This window comes from Dyadobacter luticola, assembly GCF_005860805.1.
Lineage (GTDB): Bacteria > Bacteroidota > Bacteroidia > Cytophagales > Spirosomataceae > Dyadobacter > Dyadobacter luticola.
The window spans coordinates 73,216-90,523 of the sequence record NZ_VCEJ01000008.1 but is presented as its reverse complement, the minus strand read 5'-3'; the positions used below and the strand labels follow the sequence as shown (position 1 = coordinate 90,523).

14 protein-coding genes are annotated in these 17,308 nt (G+C 48.3%); 5 read left to right on the top strand and 9 right to left on the bottom strand.

The annotated features are described in order from the left end of the window. Positions 1-57 precede the first annotated feature (57 nt). Entirely contained in the window at positions 58-675 is a 618-nt protein-coding gene (gene pnuC / locus FEN17_RS24190) for a nicotinamide riboside transporter PnuC (RefSeq protein ID WP_138367996.1), read from the top strand. Positions 676-784: 109 nt separating this feature from the next. Here the strand turns inward: pnuC and FEN17_RS24185 are convergent, their stop codons facing one another. The 9 genes from FEN17_RS24185 to FEN17_RS24145 all read right to left on the bottom strand — a co-directional run bounded on the left by FEN17_RS24185 (position 785) and on the right by FEN17_RS24145 (position 12,696). Continuing rightward, positions 785-1,231, bottom strand: coding sequence for a barstar family protein (locus FEN17_RS24185; RefSeq protein WP_138367995.1), 447 nt, complete (start codon positions 1,229-1,231; stop codon positions 785-787). Between the two features lie 73 nt (positions 1,232-1,304). Continuing rightward, positions 1,305-2,228: a sugar phosphate isomerase/epimerase family protein gene (locus tag FEN17_RS24180; protein ID WP_138367994.1), complete on the bottom strand. Its 924-nt coding sequence runs from the start codon at positions 2,226-2,228 to the stop codon at positions 1,305-1,307. A 26-nt stretch (positions 2,229-2,254) separates the two neighbouring features. After that, entirely contained in the window at positions 2,255-3,760 is a 1,506-nt protein-coding gene (locus FEN17_RS24175; RefSeq protein ID WP_138367993.1) for a c-type cytochrome domain-containing protein, read from the bottom strand. Positions 3,761-3,796: 36 nt separating this feature from the next. Then, positions 3,797-4,117: an L-rhamnose mutarotase gene (locus FEN17_RS24170; protein WP_138367992.1), complete on the bottom strand. Its 321-nt coding sequence runs from the start codon at positions 4,115-4,117 to the stop codon at positions 3,797-3,799. 15 nt (positions 4,118-4,132) lie between these two features. Beyond that, complete coding sequence (locus tag FEN17_RS24165) at positions 4,133-5,608, bottom strand: DUF1501 domain-containing protein (protein ID WP_138367991.1); 1,476 nt, start codon at positions 5,606-5,608, stop codon at positions 4,133-4,135. 4 nt (positions 5,609-5,612) lie between these two features. Next, entirely contained in the window at positions 5,613-8,366 is a 2,754-nt protein-coding gene (locus tag FEN17_RS24160; protein WP_138367990.1) for a DUF1553 domain-containing protein, read from the bottom strand. Positions 8,367-8,478: 112 nt separating this feature from the next. Continuing rightward, positions 8,479-11,385 (bottom strand): PVC-type heme-binding CxxCH protein, encoded by a 2,907-nt coding sequence (locus FEN17_RS24155; protein WP_138368401.1) that lies wholly within the window; start codon positions 11,383-11,385, stop codon positions 8,479-8,481. A gap of 1 nt (position 11,386) precedes the next feature. Further along, positions 11,387-12,262 carry a sugar phosphate isomerase/epimerase family protein gene (locus FEN17_RS24150; protein WP_138367989.1) on the bottom strand — a complete coding sequence of 292 codons (876 nt, stop codon included), beginning with the start codon at positions 12,260-12,262 and terminating at the stop codon, positions 11,387-11,389. A gap of 74 nt (positions 12,263-12,336) precedes the next feature. Next, complete coding sequence (locus FEN17_RS24145; protein WP_138367988.1) at positions 12,337-12,696, bottom strand: YraN family protein; 360 nt, start codon at positions 12,694-12,696, stop codon at positions 12,337-12,339. A 148-nt stretch (positions 12,697-12,844) separates the two neighbouring features. On the opposite strand from FEN17_RS24145, the gene lipB reads away from it, so the two are divergent. From lipB to rnr, 4 genes are all read left to right on the top strand, one after another. After that, positions 12,845-13,573, top strand: coding sequence for a lipoyl(octanoyl) transferase LipB (lipB, locus tag FEN17_RS24140; protein ID WP_138367987.1), 729 nt, complete (start codon positions 12,845-12,847; stop codon positions 13,571-13,573). Then, complete coding sequence (locus FEN17_RS24135) at positions 13,570-13,980, top strand: hypothetical protein (RefSeq protein ID WP_138367986.1); 411 nt, start codon at positions 13,570-13,572, stop codon at positions 13,978-13,980. The genes lipB and FEN17_RS24135 overlap by 4 nt, the downstream gene beginning before the upstream one ends. A gap of 142 nt (positions 13,981-14,122) precedes the next feature. After that, the gene (locus FEN17_RS24130) at positions 14,123-14,860 is read left to right on the top strand and encodes a 3'-5' exonuclease (RefSeq protein WP_138367985.1); all 738 of its coding nucleotides are present in this window, start codon (positions 14,123-14,125) and stop codon (positions 14,858-14,860) included. A gap of 36 nt (positions 14,861-14,896) precedes the next feature. Continuing rightward, complete coding sequence (rnr, locus tag FEN17_RS24125) at positions 14,897-17,299, top strand: ribonuclease R (RefSeq protein WP_138367984.1); 2,403 nt, start codon at positions 14,897-14,899, stop codon at positions 17,297-17,299. Positions 17,300-17,308 lie beyond the last annotated feature (9 nt).

The window sequence follows — 17,308 nt, the reverse complement described above, 5'->3', positions numbered from 1 at the left end:
AAAATAAGCCGAAATCCGCTATCTCGTCCTATTTTTACATTTATCAAATCATGAAAGATGATCGATTGGCTTAATAAAATTATCCCGCTTGCAGGTTTTTCCACAACCCCGCTCGAAATCCTCGGCTTTCTGACCGGCGCGATCTGCGTGTACCTCAATACCCGGCAGAATGTCCTCGGCTGGTTTTTCGGGATTATCAATGCGGTTTTGTACGCCGCGGTTTTCTGGCAGGTGAAGTTGTATGCCGATATGAGCTTGCAGGGTTACTACTTTGTGACCAGCATTTACGGCTGGTGGATGTGGAAATTTGGCGGTAAAAGCCACGACGGTATCGAAGTAACATTCACGCCAAAACGCCTATACCCGGTTTTCGCCGGAATTTTTATCGTAGTAACATTGCTCTGGGGCTACCTCCTCGGCCGTTTCACCAACGCCAGCTTCACCTACGCCGACTCCGCACTGACCATCGCCAGCCTCATCGGCCAGTGGATGATGACCAGAAAATACCTGGAAAACTGGATCCTCTGGATCATCGCCGACGCCGCTTATGTGATTATGTATTTCTCAAAATCGCTGCATCTCACAGCCATACTTTATGGAGTATTCCTGATTCTGGCGATGATGGGATATGTGCAGTGGCGACGGGATTTGTTGGTCAGGTATGGTCAGAAGTAGTCAGGTGTTGTGTTTGGTCATTTGTTGTCATTAGGTCATTTATTGTTTTCATGTCAAACGTAAACCAAACAATACCTGACAATAAATGACTACAAATGACAATTAATGACTATTCTAACTCCCCGAAAGGAATCTCCTGATCTTCCAGCAAGCTTCTGATTCGCGTGGAATCCTGGAAAATGATCTGTAAATCTTTCTTGGAAACACCTTCTTCACCTTCGTCGAGCCACTTCCAATCTTCCGCGGTAGCGTCCAGAATGTCAATCACTGAGAGGATTTTATCTGCTGATTTTTCTTTGGAAAGCCAGTCAGCAGATTGATCTATGAAAATGATCACTTTCGATTCTTCGATCCACGAAAGATCATTCAGGATTTCATCGAGTGATTCGAGGTTTTTGACAGGCTCGTCGTCCAGCTGCATGGCTGCACTGATTTCGGTATAAAAATCTTTGAGCGACGCTGTTTTGCTGCCGTCGATTTTGGCAATAAATGCGTTTTTGAAGGATTTGCGTACATCCGATTCGCTTTGCGCGATCAGAAAGTGCGTGTTTTTCATAATAAGCGTTGCGGTTTGTTCAGACCGCAAGATATGGAAATTTAGAGGTTCGAAGCTACCGGAAATCGCCTCCTTATTTGATATAACGCTTTCTTAACATTTGCATCATGTGCACATTGATCGCCCACTGATCGGCCAGCGGCTGGTGGGTGAAGGGTACGGTCGGCAGGTAATTGGGTGGCCCGAATTCGGTGAGGATTGTCAATGTTTCACCGCTTTTTACTTTGTGCTCCACCACGGCGTCCCACCAGGCCAGGTGCGCTTTCACGGTTTCTTCCCACTCCGGCGCGCGCGGATCATTCACCTGCGGACCTTCTTCATGCCCGATCCGTGAATGTATGTGGCCCACCCTCGATAATGCCAGTTTGACGGTTTCCTGCTGGTTTTGCAGCAAACTTTCATGCACATTACACCAGTGCGAAATGTCGAGCGTCAATCTCAGCGCAGGATTTTTTTCAATAAAATTCCGGGTAATGTGCGCAGCGAAGAGCATTCTGCCGCGGTGTGTTTCATGGTAAATCGGTATCCCGGTTTTAGCCGAAACTTCGGAGGTATGATCTATAAAAGCCCTGTTTTGTTCGTAGGTAAAATAATCGCGGCCGCTGTGACAGTTGACATACAAAGGTTTTTGCTGGTACTCGCTCGTCGCCGCATTGATCTGCTTTTTGAATGCATCCAAATGTGTCGCATAATCATTTTCGCCCGAGCCGCACAGAAAACCGATTTCCAGCCCGTACTTTTTTAATGCTGCAAAAACTTCATTTTGCTTCTCCTTGGAACCCTGCCACCACATTTCGATACCATCATAACCTTCTTTTTTTATTGCTGCGCAAAAAGCATCGGTGTTCCCGGCGAAGCCCCAGTTCGTCCCTAATACTTTCAGGGAAAGCTTGTTATCAAACTGAAATGGCGCTTTGTTCACATCCGCAATCGCTTCAAAACCTGTCAACATACCCGCCGTAGCGAGCGCTTTATTCATAAAATTCCGGCGGTCCATTTTAAGAAAGTTATCCCTGAATGTGGTTAAAGCTTTTTGGTTACCCCTTTCGTCGCGGTGGTATCGCCTGCTTTCAAAAATTCTGCAACTGCCGCCTCATTAAAGCCGGATACAATCTGCAATGCAGGATTTTGCCTGCCTACCTGCGCCACCGCGCTATCCGTCACCGCCGACCGCCACACGTACACCGACCGCAACCCTTTCATCGTAGCCAGATCTTTCAAGCCGGCATCTCCCACTTTGGTATCCACCACATTAATGTATTCGAGAAATTTTAAGCCTTTTAATGCAGCGACGCCTTTGTCCGTGACAACAGTATGCTCTAAATGGAGCTTATTGAGATTTGGAAACGTCCCGATCTGCTCCAATGCAGCATCCGTAATTTTCGTATCCCCTAATTTCAGCCAGGCGATCTGCTGTGACACGGATTTCAGCAAGTCCATTTGTTTATCATCAAAATTGGGCGCATTTACCGCGCTCACTTCCAGCAAGTTTTGGTCTTGTGACAATGTATTTACGATCAATCCTGCCTTCTTCAACGCCGCAATCGCCTGGTCGCTGGCTGGTTTCACCTTCATTCCAGCGATAGCCGATTCTTGCTTTACCGCTCCCTTTTTAAGTCCAGGGGCAGCACCTTCACCCAGCGATGCCAGCGCCGGAGTTACCGCTTCATTTGCCTTCAAATCCGCCACTTTCTTATCCGCCGGAGCACCCTGATCGATCCACCAGGAAATCAATGTGATCTGATCAGTAGTCAGCTGCGGCTTGCCTTTGGGCGGCATGTGGTCATCGTCGCTTTCGTCAAGCAGGCAGCGTTTGATCATATCACTTTCCGCGCCTTTTCCGGGAATCAATGCCGGGCCGCCTTCGCCGCCTTTTAATAAAAATGCCAGCTGATCGACACGCAAATCACCTTTTTGTTTGCTCTGATTGTGACATTGCGCACACCGTGCCTGCAAAATCGGCTGCACAATATCATTGTAAACCACCGCATTCTGCACATCGGCAATCGGCTTGATCTCTTCGGCTTTTTCTTCCAGCGGCGGCATTCCGGCCATGCCGCGGAAAGGCTCGGGGGTATATTGGGTCAGATATCCCTGCCCGTGCGTCAGCGAGCCACCGTCGTGCCCGGCAGTCAATGTTAAAATCGTCGCGAGTAAAAACGCTGGGAGATATATGACTGAGGCAAAAGGTATCCTTCCTCCAAACCCGTCGCTTTTGATCAGCCAGGCAATCCACGCAAAAACCGCCACGCCGATCCCCTGCCACATGTGGTTGTCAAGCAACTTCGCATCATACCCGCCGCCCAGCGACAGCAGATAACCGCAAATACAAGCGACGGTCGCGCCGATCGCCGATATCAATAAAATAAAGCGGATGCTGCTTTCAGAAACATTGATTTTCCCGGTCCGCCTGCCGATTTCAAGCAGCGCGCCGATCAGTAAAAAACCAATTGGAAAATGTACCAGCGCGGGGTGAAACCTGCCAATAAAAATCGCCCAGGAAGAAGCCTGAAGAAGCGTATAGAACATTCCGGTAAAAGGGGTTTAGTATTAAAAACCAGGTTGTTATAACCTGAAAACCTCGGGACAACTTACAGCCTTCGGCGAATTATCGTCATTCACTTCCATGATGTCGGCCATATAATCCCACCATTTTTTCATAATCGGTAAGTCGGGCAATGTGGAAGTCATTTCGGTTTCTCTTAATCTCTGAAATCCAAAAAGCGCCAGACTTTCAGGGTCTAAAAAAATATAATATTCAAGGATACCCGCCTCTTTGAGCAGGGCCGAAAGTTCGGGCCAGATCTCGTCGTGACGTTTTTGATACTCCGCTTCAAAACCTGGTTTCAGTTGCAGCCGGAATGCTTTTACAAGGTTATTTTCCATTCAAATGTTAAAATGCTACGCGACAATTTCTTTGACAACCTTGCCCTCGGTATCCGTGAGCCGGAAGTTTCTTCCCTGGAAAGGATAGGTAAATTTTTCGTGGTTAAAACCCATTAAATGCAAAATAGTAGCCTGTAAATCATGGACATGCACCCGGTTTTTGGTACCATAATATCCCAGCTCGTCGGTTTCTCCATGCGAAAATCCCTGCTTCACACCACCACCTGCCATCCACATCGTGAATGCATCCAAATGGTGGTCGCGGCCCATAAATGGCATCACCAGACCATTCCGGTTTTCCTGCATTGGCGTCCGGCCAAATTCTGCACCCCAGATAATCAGCGTTTCTTCCAGCAACCCACGCATTTTCAAATCTTTGATCAATGCTGCAATCGGCTGGTCCGATTCGCGGCACTTCTGGCGCAGACCGCCTTCTACATTATGGTCTTTTGAAGTCCCGTGCCCATCCCAGCCCCAGTCGAAAAGTTGCACAAAGCGCACGTCATTTTCAACGAGTTTTCGCGCCAGCAGACAGTTCATTGCAAATGTTCCCTCACCCGGTTCCACGCCATACATATCCAGGATAAACTGCGGCTCCTTCGAAACATCCATCACCTCAGGCACTGACATCTGCATCCGGAAAGCCATTTCATATTGACTAATCCGCGTCAGAATTTCAGGATCCTGCACTTCCTCGTAAGTCTGCCGGTTGATCTCATTGATTGCCTCGATGGTCTGCTTCCGCATATCCCGGTTCATCCCGCTCGGATCGCTCACATAGAGCACCGGGTCACCACCTGTCCGACATTGAACGCCCTGATATACAGAAGGTAAGAACCCGCTGCCATAAACACTTTTCCCGGCATCGGGCTGCTGCCCACCGGAAGCCAGCACAATAAAGCCCGGCAAATTTTGATTTTCAGACCCCAGTCCATACACCGACCACGCTCCAAGACTCGGGCGCCCCAGCCGCGCACTACCGGTATGCATCAGCAACTGCGCAGGCGCGTGGTTGAACTGGTCGGTATGCATGGCCTTCAAAAAGGTAATTTCATCCGCAACGGTTTGCAGGTAAGGCACATAATCCGACATCCACGCGCCCGACTGACCGTACTGCGCAAATTTCCCCTGCGGCCCCAGCATTTTCGGAACACCCTGGATAAACGCAAATTTTTTGCCTTCCAAAAACTCCGCAGGACAATCCTTGCCGTGGTATTTTACCAGCTCCGGCTTATAATCGAAAAGCTCCAACTGCGACGGCGCGCCAGCCATGTGAATGTAAATCACCCGTTTAGCTTTCGGTAAAAACTGCGGGATACGCGCATTCGCCACGTCGGGAGCCCCAACTGTCTCCGCAGACGAAGTGCTGCAACTTCCCAAAAGCGAGCCCAGCCCCAGTGCCCCCAGCCCAAAACCGGTTGTTTGCAAAAAATGCCGCCGCGTCTGCCGCTGCAAGTCTGCATGTTGTAGTTCTTTTAGTAGCTTTTCCATGTTATTATTCCTTCGTCACCACATTATCCAGATTCAACATCACGTTGGCCGAAACCGTCAATGCAGCCAATTCCGGTGATCTTTCTTTTCCGTAAGCCAGAATACTATCCGCGTCGACCGGCTTCTTTTTATATACATTCAATGCTTCCTTATACACTTTCACCAGCACATTCAAATTTTTCTTTTCAATCGGCTGGAATGTCAGCATACGGTAGCCTTCCGTCAGTTGCTGCTCGGGTGTTTTACCTCTTTTTTGCATTCTGGTTGCCAGTTTTTCCGCCGCTTCGAGGTACACCGGATCATTCAATGTAACTAATGCCTGCAAAGGTGTATTGGTTAAAATCCTTCTCGATTGGCAGAATTCCCGGCTCGGCGCGTCAAATGTGACCATCGACGGGTACGGCGCTGTGCGTTTCCAGTAAGTATAAACACCTCTGCGATAACGGTCTTCGCCTTCACTTAATGTCCATTTTTCACCGCTGTAAGGTGACTGCCAGATTTTATCGGGTTGCGGCGGCATGACGCCCGGGCCGTACATTTTATGAGAAATCAATCCGCTGCATGCCAGCGCCTGGTCGCGTACCTGCTCGGCGCTGAGACGAACCCGCGGGCCGCGCGAGATCCAGATGTTGTAGGGGTCTTTGTCGAGTTTGTGCTCATCGGTTTTGGAAGATTGCCGGTAAGTGGCCGACATCGTGATGGTTTTCAAAAGCTTTTTGACGCTCCAATGATCTTCTTCCATAAAATTAACGGCGAGCCAGTCGAGCAATTCCGGGTGCGTCGGCTCGGCGCCCTGGGAACCAAAATCTTCCACCGTCTCGACGATACCTTTTCCAAAAAGCTGCTCCCAGAAACGGTTTACGATCACCCGGCCCGTCAATGCGTTATCTCGACTCACGATCCATTTTGCCAGTGCCAGTCTGTCTTTCTGCTGCCCGGCCGGTATGGAGGCCAGCAACTTGGGCACATCCGCAGTTACCTCAGCCCCTTTTACCATCCAGTTACCCCGCACAAAAACATTCGTTTTTCTCGCAAAATCACCTTTACCTTCCCACACCACCGGCATACCTTCTGCCGGTCGCGTCAACACCGTAGCATAATCCGCCACAATGTTCTGGTAATCGGGTTTATCTGCGCCGGGTAAGGCTTTCTGGAAAGACATCCAGGTAACGCGCACCCATTCCTCGGGTGCTTTCGGACTGTTTAATGATAGGTAAATGTCATGTTTGCCAACCGTTTTTTCAATCGGCGCAATAATCACAGAATCTCTCGCCGGGATTTTAATCTGAGAAATTACCGGGCCGTCCAATTTGTCCAAATGCAATGTCATCACCGCATTTTCCGCCTTCGTCGACACATTCATCACCACATTATCGGCACCCGTCAAATTCACCTGCGAGATCCGCGCATTGCCTTTGTTTTTGACCCCATAATAGGAAATCAGCAGCACTGTAGACTGGTCACCTTTTACAAAATTGTGCGCATTGATCTTAGGCTCCATCACCTTCATAAATTGGGTAACTTCTGCCAGCTGAGCAGGATTGGTTTGTTTAATCCAACTTTTCACTCTTTCTACACGTGTCGAATCTTCACCTTTATAAAAGCGCAGCTTCGGCCATTCATCCCACACATCCTCGTCCCGGGCATTGTTAAAAAACGCCATGTATTTGTAATAATCTTCATGCGGGATCGGATCGTACGGGTGACTATGGCATTGCACGCAACCGAATGTGGTACCCTGCCACACTTCCCACGTTGTGTTCACCCGATCAATCAAAGCAGCATTACGAAACTCTTCGTCATCGGTCCCGCCTTCATTATTTGTCATCGTATTCCGGTGAAAACCAGTGGCTATCATGTTTTCTTCTTTTGGAAAAATATCATTTCCCCTCGGAAGCAAATCGCCGGCAAGCTGCTCAATGGTAAACTTGTCAAAAGGTTTATCCTCATTAAAAGACTTCACCACATAATCCCGGTAGCGCCACATGGTGCGGCCGCCGTCACTTTCGTAGCCCTTTGTATCTGCATATCTCGCCAGGTCCATCCACATGGAAGTCCAGCGCTCACCATAAGCGGGAGATTTCAGTAGCCGGTCAACTACTTTTTCGTAAGCATTTTCGGATTTGTCATTTTTAAAATCCGCCACTTCTTTTTCAGTTGGCGGCAGGCCTGTGAGGTCGAGACTTACTCGGCGGATCAATGTAGCGCGATCGGCTTCGGGGGAAACTTTGAGGTCTTTATCTTTTAGTTTGGCTAAAATAAAATGGTCGATTTCATTTTTCGCCCACTTTTTATCGCCGGTATTCAGCAGACCAAAGAGATTTCCAAGATTATTGAGAGAAGGTACCTCCGGCTTTTCGACGCGTTTGTAAGACCAATGCTTTTCCCATTTCGCGCCTTCATTGATCCATTTGCGAAGAATGTCCACCTCGTCATCATTGAGCGGCGTGCTGTTCTTCGGCATCTTTTCTTCCGGATCGTGGCTTGTAATGCGGCGCATCATTTCGCTGGCATCCGCGTCGCCGCGGACCACGGGTATCTTGCCCGATTTGCCGGGTTCGAGCATTTCATGTTCGAAGAGGAAGCTCACATCGCCGGCTTTTTTCACGCCGCCGTGGCAGCCCATGCAATGTTTATTGAGGATCGGCTTGACCTGCGTATTGTAATCTATACCGGAACTTTCACTGCCCTTCCACCACGACCAAAGCCCGTAAGTAAGGCCCAGAATGCCGGTTAGTATGACGATTCTTTTAAGCATGAAATGATACAATATCTTCTGTAAATGATGTTTTTGCTTCCCTTATTTGCCGAATAATAAGAAGTTCGAACGAGTCATTTACTGGGGTTTAAGGATATTTAGGAGTTTCAATTTACTTAAAATTCAACAAATATGCGGTAACATCGGCCAAATCCTGCTCGTTGAGGTTCAGCGCAGTAGGCTCTGGCATGAGCGACAAAGGCATTTTTTCGCGACTTTTAATTTGCGCCGCTTTAATCGAATGCTGCTGCCCGGCGACGTCCTTGATCACCACATTCGCACCGTCGCTCATCAAAAATCCAAAAAAGGTCTCCCCGCTCTTGGTCACGATGGTGTAACTCTCATAGCCAAACACCATCGAAGCCGACGGATTCACAATCGCGTCCAGCAAAGCCGATTTGTCAAATTTTTTGTGAATCAAAGTCAGATCGGGCCCGATTTCAGCACCTTTTTCACCGTGTTTATGACAGGCCGCACAGGTATTACTGAAAATCTCCTTCCCATGCACCGGCTTCGCCGACATTCTTGCAATAAAATCTGTCTTTAAAACCTTCCCGTTTCTTGGGAAAAACTGGCTCGCCACCACACGCACATTCTGATCTGGATGCTTGAAAATGGCCTCGCTGACCGATTTGGCGATGGTATCCGGCAGCTGTCCCTGCACGCGCATGTCAACGAGAATGTTGCCACCATCCGCATCCACCGACATTTTCTTCGCAGATTCAATCCGCACATTCATCGGCTGATTTTTATCGCCAATGACTTTCTTCAAATCCAGCATTTTCCGGTAGTTCGGCGTCATCGCCACGGCAGTCGCCTCCTCCCAATTCGCCAGATCAGCCCAATCATTCGTTTTACGGAAATTGAGCCAGTAAGAAGCCTGCGCCGAAACGTCGGATAATGTTGATTTCGACAACGTTATCATCGCATCCACCGCCTTTTTATCATTAATAAAGCCGAGAGCTGTAATCGCTTTTTTACGCTGCGGAGCCGCTACTTTCGCAGAAGCAGCGCGCGTTTTCAAATCTGCGATCGCTTCCACCGGATGCAGCCGCCAGATCAAATTCGCTTTGCTGGTCGTCCAGTTTTCAGGAGTCGCCGGAAATTTGTTTTGAATGTAAGCGTACACTTCTTTTTTCTTCCCAAAAGCCGCCGTCCCGATCGCTTCCAGCATCCACGGATCAGCACCATCATAACGGTTAACCAGCTCTTTTATAGCAGGTAAAGCCTGCGCGGAAGACAAATCCCGCAACGCAATGCCCACTTCCCGCCGCACCGCCGGATCAGTATCTTTTGACATTTGAAGTAAAAAAGGATCACTCGCGCCGATCGTTTTCAATGCACGAAATGCAGTTAACCTGTGCGCAGCATTCACAGAAGTCAGCAATGTTTCGGTTTCCTTTTTCCCTTTTTCACCCAACTGCGCCAGAAGCCAGATCGCCCTCGCCTGGTGGAATGGATTTTCGGCCGTCAGCAGGCTTTTCACATCCAGGATAACTGTTTCCCCTTTGGTTTTCAATCCTTCAAATGCCAAAGCTCGCACATTGATCGCCGGGTTTTTTAATGCTTCAATCAACCCTGCTGTGCTGGAAAAGTCGATTTTCGGGTTGGTCAGCTTCTTGCCTTTCGGCGTAATGCGATAAATCCGACCGTAGCCTTTTTTATCTTTCATCGCATGGCCGCCAACTACCGGATCGTACCAGTCGGCAATGTAAATCGCGCCGTCCGGCCCAACTGCCACGTCCGACGGGCGGAACCATTTGCGGTGATCACCGTCAGTTTCGTACCATTCATATCTTTCGTTGGCCTGCGGAAATGAGCTGATCAGGTTTTTGCGGTCCAGAGTAAATCCAGCGCCTTTTTTTACAGGCTGATAAGCAAAAATGACATTGCGACCCGCCTCGCAGCTCAGCAATGTGCCCCGGTAATTTTTCCCGAGCGCGTCGCCTTCATAATACACGATGCCCGTGGGTGAACCCGCGCCGGTATTGTCGCCCGCAGGCATCACGCCCGGATCGTCCTGGTGCCAATGTGTTGTGAAAATATCCTGTCCCGGCCGACGGTCTGCCTGCCAGTACCTGGTACCATCCGCCGAGAAATATCCCGCATTTCCGCCTTCCTGCAAAAACGAAACCCTGCACGTGATCACCTGATCATCATTATCATTCTGCCACATATTACCGTAACTGTCGAGGCAAACTTCGTAGCTGTTCCTGAAATTATGCCCCAGCACTTTCAGCCCGGTCCCATCCTGATTGATTCGCAGCGCCAGCCCGCCGACCCATACCTTTCCATCATCCGATTTCTGGTTTCCCTGATTCGATTTACTGTACGGCGTACCTCCGACATACAAGCTGCCACTCCGCAAAGTCCAGCCGCTTTTGTCGGTAACTTTGTGAGGACCAGCATTTCCCGTATTGAAATACCATTTCCCGTCCGGCCCGACGATCGTAGAATGCAGCGAGTGATCATGGTCGAAACCACCGAAACCGGTCAGGAGAACTTCGCGGCTGTCGGGTTTGTCATCGCCATCTTTATCGGTGTAAATGAGCAGATTGGGCGCACAGGAGACAATGATTTTATTTCCAACCACCGCGATGCCCAGCGGAGAAGTTAGCAAAGTATCTTCTACAAAAACTTTGGATGATTCCGCTTTCCCATCGCCGTCTTTATCTTCCAAAATCATCACCCGGTCGCCTTTTTGTTTGTGGCTGAGGCGCTCGGCGGGTTTTGTGTTAAAGTCACGATAATTCACCGCCTCCGTGATCCAAACGCGTCCCTTCGCGTCGATATCCATGTTTGTCGGGTTGTAAAACATCGGCGCCTCGGCCCAGAGCGTCGCTTCCAGATCGTCGGGCATATATAGTTTCGACGAATCCTCGGCAACATTCAAAATGCTTTCGGACTGCCTGGGAGCCGATGGCTTCTTGTCAATATTTTGGGCTGAAAAAAGCAGTAGCGTAATGCTCCCGACCAGGAAGAACATTGCTTTTGGCTGACTTAATGTTTTGGTAATCATATCATTTGTAAGAAAAGAGGCCTTCAAGGTACTTCCGGTTTTGCTGGTAACATTCAACTATGTCGGCGCCCTGTGGCGTGGCACCTTCGATCTGCATCCAGCCATGGTAACCGATATCGTTCACCATCTTCGCAATCTTCGGCCAGTCCATCGTCCCTTCGCCCAGCTTGAAACCATTTTCCTTGATATGCAGCTCGCAAATGAGGTTTTTACCCAACATTGGCACTTCTTTGAAAACATCATTTCCAGCATCGGCCGCATTGCGAAAATCGTAGTAAACTTTCACGGCCTTTGAGCCGACCGCATTAATGATGTCCAAATTTTCCTGTGCCGTCAGATAGGATTCTATGCCAAGGATAATGCCTTGCTTTTCCGCGTGGGAAGCTGCTTTTTTCAATCTCGATATCACCGCTCTTTTACCCGCATCATCATTCCGTAAATCACCTTCCGAAAAAAATGCAAGCAATATTACCTTCACATTCAATGCTTTGGCGGCATCGATGGCATTCCAGACCCACTCTTCGGTTTTAGGTTCTGATTTATAAGGTACGCGGTTTAACTCGCCGATTGCTAGACTGGAAACTTCGATGCCGGTTCTTGCGGAAGCATCCTGGATGGATTTCAATGTTGCAGGATTGGACAAGCCAACCTGGTCTTTACTGGTATTGTAACTGACCTGAATGCCTTGTAAACCAATGGTTTTGGCGCGGTCGAATGCTTCGGGATTTAATGTTCTTCCCACCGACCAGTCGCAGGCGCCGAGTTGGAGCCTGGGTGCGGCACGTAGCCCGACCTGAATGCCGGAGGCGGCAGCGGCCCAGGCAAGCGCGCTGCTTTTGATCATCTTTCGACGATCAAGTTTGAAGGTACTTTTCATGATGCAGGATTTAGGAAGAATACCTTCTAAATGGCTGAATGCTTGGATTCTACTTATGCCCCGCAGCGGCCGGCCTACTTGCTGAATGCGTCTTCAATGTGTCGGATATCGATTTTTCCATCCTTAAAAATCAGGATTGAAACAATGTCAAACCGCACGTCCCAGAACCAGTCGTTGTCGAAAATATAATTCTCCGCCGACCGCATAATGCCTCTTGCCTTGATCACATTCACAAATTCCTCGGGCATTCCAAAAGAAACATTCGAGCGCGTCTTGACCTCCACAAAAATCAGCATCTTGTCTTTCTTCACAATCAGATCAATCTCCGCAAAACCTTTCTTGAAATTCTTCTCAATCACCTCATACCCTTTTTCCTCCAAAAACCCCGCCGCCTTAGCCTCCCCCCAATGCCCCAAATCGTTGTGTGCTGCCATTTTGATTTTACTGTCCTAAATTGCTGTGACGAACATTTACACCTTTGAAAAGTGTTGTATTATAAATGCTCCTACTTTTCACTACGACAGTTTTTAGAAAAAGTAACAGGAAGATTTTAATTATTTGAAAAGACATTGAAGTACATAAATGAACACCCTCATTAATAAGCAAGTGCAATTCCGGGATCTGGGGCTGGTGGATTATCAGGAGGCCTGGGATTTTCAGGAGAAGATTTTTGCGGAGACGCTTGCTGTTAAAACGAATAACCGGACATTGGCTCCTGAGGCTCAGGTTGCTACGCCGAATTACCTTTTCTTTTGCCAGCATCCGCACGTTTATACATTAGGTAAAAGTGGCAAGGCGGATCATTTGCTTTTGTCGGAGGATGATTTATCCCAAAAACAGGCGAAATATTACCGCATCAACCGCGGCGGTGATATTACGTATCACGGTCCGGGGCAGCTTGTGGGCTACCCGATTTTGGATCTGGATAATTTCTTCACGGACATACATATATACATGCGCACGCTGGAAGAAGCGGTCATTCTTACATTGGAGGAGTATGGAATTTCGGCGGGAAGAATTAAAGGATTAACCGGAGTCTGGCTCGATTTTGAGGCGCAAATTAATCCGAGAAAGATTTGTGCATTGGGTGTAAAAGCGAGCCGCTGGGTCACCATGCACGGTTTTGCGCTGAATGTTAACACCGATCTTTCGTATTTTGGAAACATCATTCCTTGCGGGATCGACGACAAAGATGTAACTTCTATGGCCCGGGAATTGGGCCGGGAGGTGGATGAAAATGAAGTATCACTTAAACTTAAAAACCACCTGGCGGAATTGTTCGGGATGGAAATGCAGACAGTAAATTCATGAAAAAGGACATTATTTTTCACCCTGTGAAGGGCATACAGGTTGCGATTGTAAAGAGTACCAATGAGTTGAACCAGGACGAGTGGAATGTCATCGTGATCAACCGGAATGACGAGCCGGTTACCAATGTATTTGTCACTTCAAAAGGTTACAGCAACACCGAATCGGGCACAAATTCAGACCAGCGGACTTCTACGCTCAGACATTTTTTTCCGGAGATCGGGCCGGGCAAACATGCAGTGGTTGAGCCGATTATGCCCGACGTTTTTCACCTCAATAACGAATTCTGGGTGAGCTATTTCATCGGAAAACAGATCTACGATAAAAAGTTTATCTTCGTGCCAGACAGCATCATCGAGGCGCATTTGATTGACATCGAGCCGGGGATTAAGGGTGTGCTGCATGAATAGGAAATAGTCATTGTTGTCATTGATGGTCATTTGTTGTTTTTTAAACACCTTAAACGATACCTGACAACAAATGACAACACCTGACTATAAATGACAATCAATGACCACACTTAAATTTAACTAACTATAACCCACGCTATACATGACAGAAGAATTCCGAAAAAGGGCGAAGAATTTTCTTTTGCTTGACATTGAGACCGTTTGTGGTTTTGCGTCTTATGACCACCTTCCTGAAAGGATGCAGAAGCTTTGGGACAAAAAGGCTTTGACGATTAAAAAAGGCGATGAGTCGGTCAGTAATGCCGATTGTTTTTATGACCGCGGCGCTATTTATGCGGAGTTTGGCAAGATTGTTTGCATTGCTTTTGGCGCTTATTACTGGAATGACAAGGACGAACTTTCGCTGAAAGTGAGCAGTTTGCAGGGCGACGACGAGGCGCAGCTGCTTTTGAAATTCAAAGCCTTAATAGAAAAATATCCCGCCGATCAGCTGGTACTTTGCGCCCATAATGGTAAGGAATTTGACTTCCCTTTCCTCTGCCGCCGGATGCTGATCCACTGCATTGAAATCCCGAAAGCATTACAAATTACCGGCAAAAAACCCTGGGAACTTCTCCACCAGGACACGATGGACCTCTGGAAATTTGGCGATTATAAGAGTTACACGTCGCTGGATTTGCTGGCCGCGGTGCTGAATGTGCCGGGAAGTAAAAATGAAATGAGCGGCGACCAGGTGACGAAGGTTTATTACGAAGAAAATGATCTGGCCAAAATTTCGCGATATTGCAGGGAAGACGTCGTGGTTTTGGCACAGTTATACCTTCGGTTACAATGCTTTAAGCAAGTCTCCGCAGAGAATATTACAAGGGTTGAAAGCTAGCATTTATTGCGGCTGCCCGAAGATTTTTTAGAATAAATGAAAGACAAGAAAATAAAAAAGAACTCAACACAAGAAAATGGATCTGAGCGGTCTCCGCATCACATTGTTTCTTATATCGACAATCTGAAAGCTGACATTGCGGCTTTTTTTGATTTAAATGCTGAACATTCCTTCCGCACTTTTGATGTGCACGATCATTTTGGCGTGCAGGACAAAAAGGTGCGTCAACTTTTTAATGAAATCCTGCACGAGCTGGAAGAAGCTGGTCGGCTGGTTTATAATAACGGTTCCTACACGGCGGCTCAGAATAAGCCTGTCAACAAAGGTCTTTCCGGCCGCATTGACCGCGTGAATAAATCATTCGGTTTTGCGGTAATCGATGGCATGGACCAGGACATTTATATTGAAGCTGAGCTACTTAATGGTGCCTGGGACGGTGATATCGTCAATGTACAGCCTTTGACCAAGAACCATCGTGGGTCGCGGAACGGGCGAAATGATGCCGGTAAAAACCGGATGGAAGGGCGCGTCACTGAAATCGTGGAACGTACGAATAAAGAGATCGTCGGGATCATTGAAATCAACCCGCGCTATGCGGTTGTTCAGCCGGATAATAAAAAGTTGTTTGACCCTATTTTCCTGGAAATTGACGAAACTGGTGACGCCGAAGATGGTGATAAGGTAATCGTGACCGTAACCGAGTGGCCAACCAGACGAAGCCAGGCGGAGGGGAAAATCATCAGTGTACTGGGCAAAGCCGGGAACAATGATGTGGAAATGCATGCGATTTTGGCCGAATTTGGCCTACCGTACCAGTTTCCCGAAACCGTGGAAGCAGAGGCAAAAAAGATTCCTGATAAAATTTCCAAAAAGGATCTTGTAGGACGGAAAGACCTGCGGGACGTGCTGACATTCACGATTGATCCGGTCGATGCGAAGGATTTTGACGATGCATTGTCGGTGAGGTATCTGGAAGATGGGATTGTGGAAGTGGGCGTGCACATTGCGGACGTTTCACATTATATTTTGCCTGGTACGGAGCTGGAAAAAGAGGCTTATCGGCGGGCTACGTCGGTTTATCTGGTTGACAGGACGGTACCCATGTTACCCGAAAAGTTATCTAACAATCTTTGTTCACTGCGTCCAAATGAAGATCGGCTGGCATTCTCCGCGATTTTTGAGATCAGTGTTTTGGGAAAGGTGATTAAACAATGGTTTGGAAGAACGGTGATACATTCCGACCGGCGGTTTAGCTATGAGGAGGCGCAGGCTGTGCTGGATTCCGGCGAAGGAGATTATCCGGCCGAGCTGACGACACTGAATACATTGGCCAAAATTTTTCGGAAAGAGCGGTTTAAAAACGGCGCGATCAATTTTGAGACGCCGGAAGTGCGTTTCAAGCTGGATGAAAATGGTAAGCCGCTGGGCATTTATCAAAAAGAGCGGCATGATTCCAACAAGCTGATCGAGGAGTTTATGCTGCTGGCCAACAAGCGGGTTGCCGAGTACGTATATGCTATTTCGAAAGGTGAGGTGAAAAATACGATGGTATATCGCGTCCACGAAGCCCCCGACCCGGATCGACTGAAAACATTTGCTACATTCGTCGCCAAGCTAGGCCTCAAACTGGAACTGGAAGAGGAAAACAAGATTGCGAAATCCATGAACGCGATGCTTTCAAAAGTGGAAGGCAAGCCGGAGCAGAACCTGATCGAATCTTTGGCAGTGCGCACGATGGCAAAAGCGAGGTATAGCACCGAGGATTTGGGACATTTTGGTCTGGCATTTAAGAGATACTCGCACTTTACTTCACCAATCCGCAGATATCCGGATGTAATGGCGCACCGGCTTTTGCAACATTACCTCGACGGTGGGGCTTCGGTAGATAAGGAAGGCTACGAAGTCGCATGCAAGCATTCATCTGAAAGAGAGCGACTTGCCGCAGAAGCCGAAAGGGCATCCATCAAATACAAACAAGTCGAATTCATGAGCGGCATGGATAAAGAGCTGGTTTTCGATGGTATCATCACCGGCGTCACCGAGTTCGGGATTTTTGTTGAGATCACCGCAACTGCATCGGAGGGTTTGATCCGAATGACGGATTTGGGCGACGATTACTATGAACTGGAAAAAGAGAATTACCGGATCATCGGCCAGCGGACGAAAAAAATCTATGCTTTTGGCGACGCTGTGAAAGTGAAAGTGAAGGATACTAACCTGGCCCGCCGGAGTATGGATCTGTATCTGGATGGCACCACACCAGGGTATAGCCGCAGTGGCGGTGGTAATTTCCGTGATGGAGGTTCGAGAGGTGGTAGTTCGCGTCAGGATAGTTCCCGTGAGAGCAGCCGGAAACCACGTGAAAGAAAGTCGGGTGGTCGTAGCCGGAAACCGACTTCGGCGGGTTCTTCTCCGAAGCCTAAGAAGCGGGGACGGTAAAAATTCTTG

Coding starts and splice junctions, on each gene's coding strand:
- pnuC (WP_138367996.1), top strand. CDS start 58: ATGATCGATTGGCTTAATAAAATTATCCCGCTTGCAGGTTTTTCCACA.
- FEN17_RS24185 (WP_138367995.1), bottom strand. CDS start 1,231: ATGAAAAACACGCACTTTCTGATCGCGCAAAGCGAATCGGATGTACGC.
- FEN17_RS24180 (WP_138367994.1), bottom strand. CDS start 2,228: ATGGACCGCCGGAATTTTATGAATAAAGCGCTCGCTACGGCGGGTATG.
- FEN17_RS24175 (WP_138367993.1), bottom strand. CDS start 3,760: ATGTTCTATACGCTTCTTCAGGCTTCTTCCTGGGCGATTTTTATTGGC.
- FEN17_RS24170 (WP_138367992.1), bottom strand. CDS start 4,117: ATGGAAAATAACCTTGTAAAAGCATTCCGGCTGCAACTGAAACCAGGT.
- FEN17_RS24165 (WP_138367991.1), bottom strand. CDS start 5,608: ATGGAAAAGCTACTAAAAGAACTACAACATGCAGACTTGCAGCGGCAG.
- FEN17_RS24160 (WP_138367990.1), bottom strand. CDS start 8,366: ATGCTTAAAAGAATCGTCATACTAACCGGCATTCTGGGCCTTACTTAC.
- FEN17_RS24155 (WP_138368401.1), bottom strand. CDS start 11,385: ATGATTACCAAAACATTAAGTCAGCCAAAAGCAATGTTCTTCCTGGTC.
- FEN17_RS24150 (WP_138367989.1), bottom strand. CDS start 12,262: ATGAAAAGTACCTTCAAACTTGATCGTCGAAAGATGATCAAAAGCAGC.
- FEN17_RS24145 (WP_138367988.1), bottom strand. CDS start 12,696: ATGGCAGCACACAACGATTTGGGGCATTGGGGGGAGGCTAAGGCGGCG.
- lipB (WP_138367987.1), top strand. CDS start 12,845: ATGAACACCCTCATTAATAAGCAAGTGCAATTCCGGGATCTGGGGCTG.
- FEN17_RS24135 (WP_138367986.1), top strand. CDS start 13,570: ATGAAAAAGGACATTATTTTTCACCCTGTGAAGGGCATACAGGTTGCG.
- FEN17_RS24130 (WP_138367985.1), top strand. CDS start 14,123: ATGACAGAAGAATTCCGAAAAAGGGCGAAGAATTTTCTTTTGCTTGAC.
- rnr (WP_138367984.1), top strand. CDS start 14,897: ATGAAAGACAAGAAAATAAAAAAGAACTCAACACAAGAAAATGGATCT.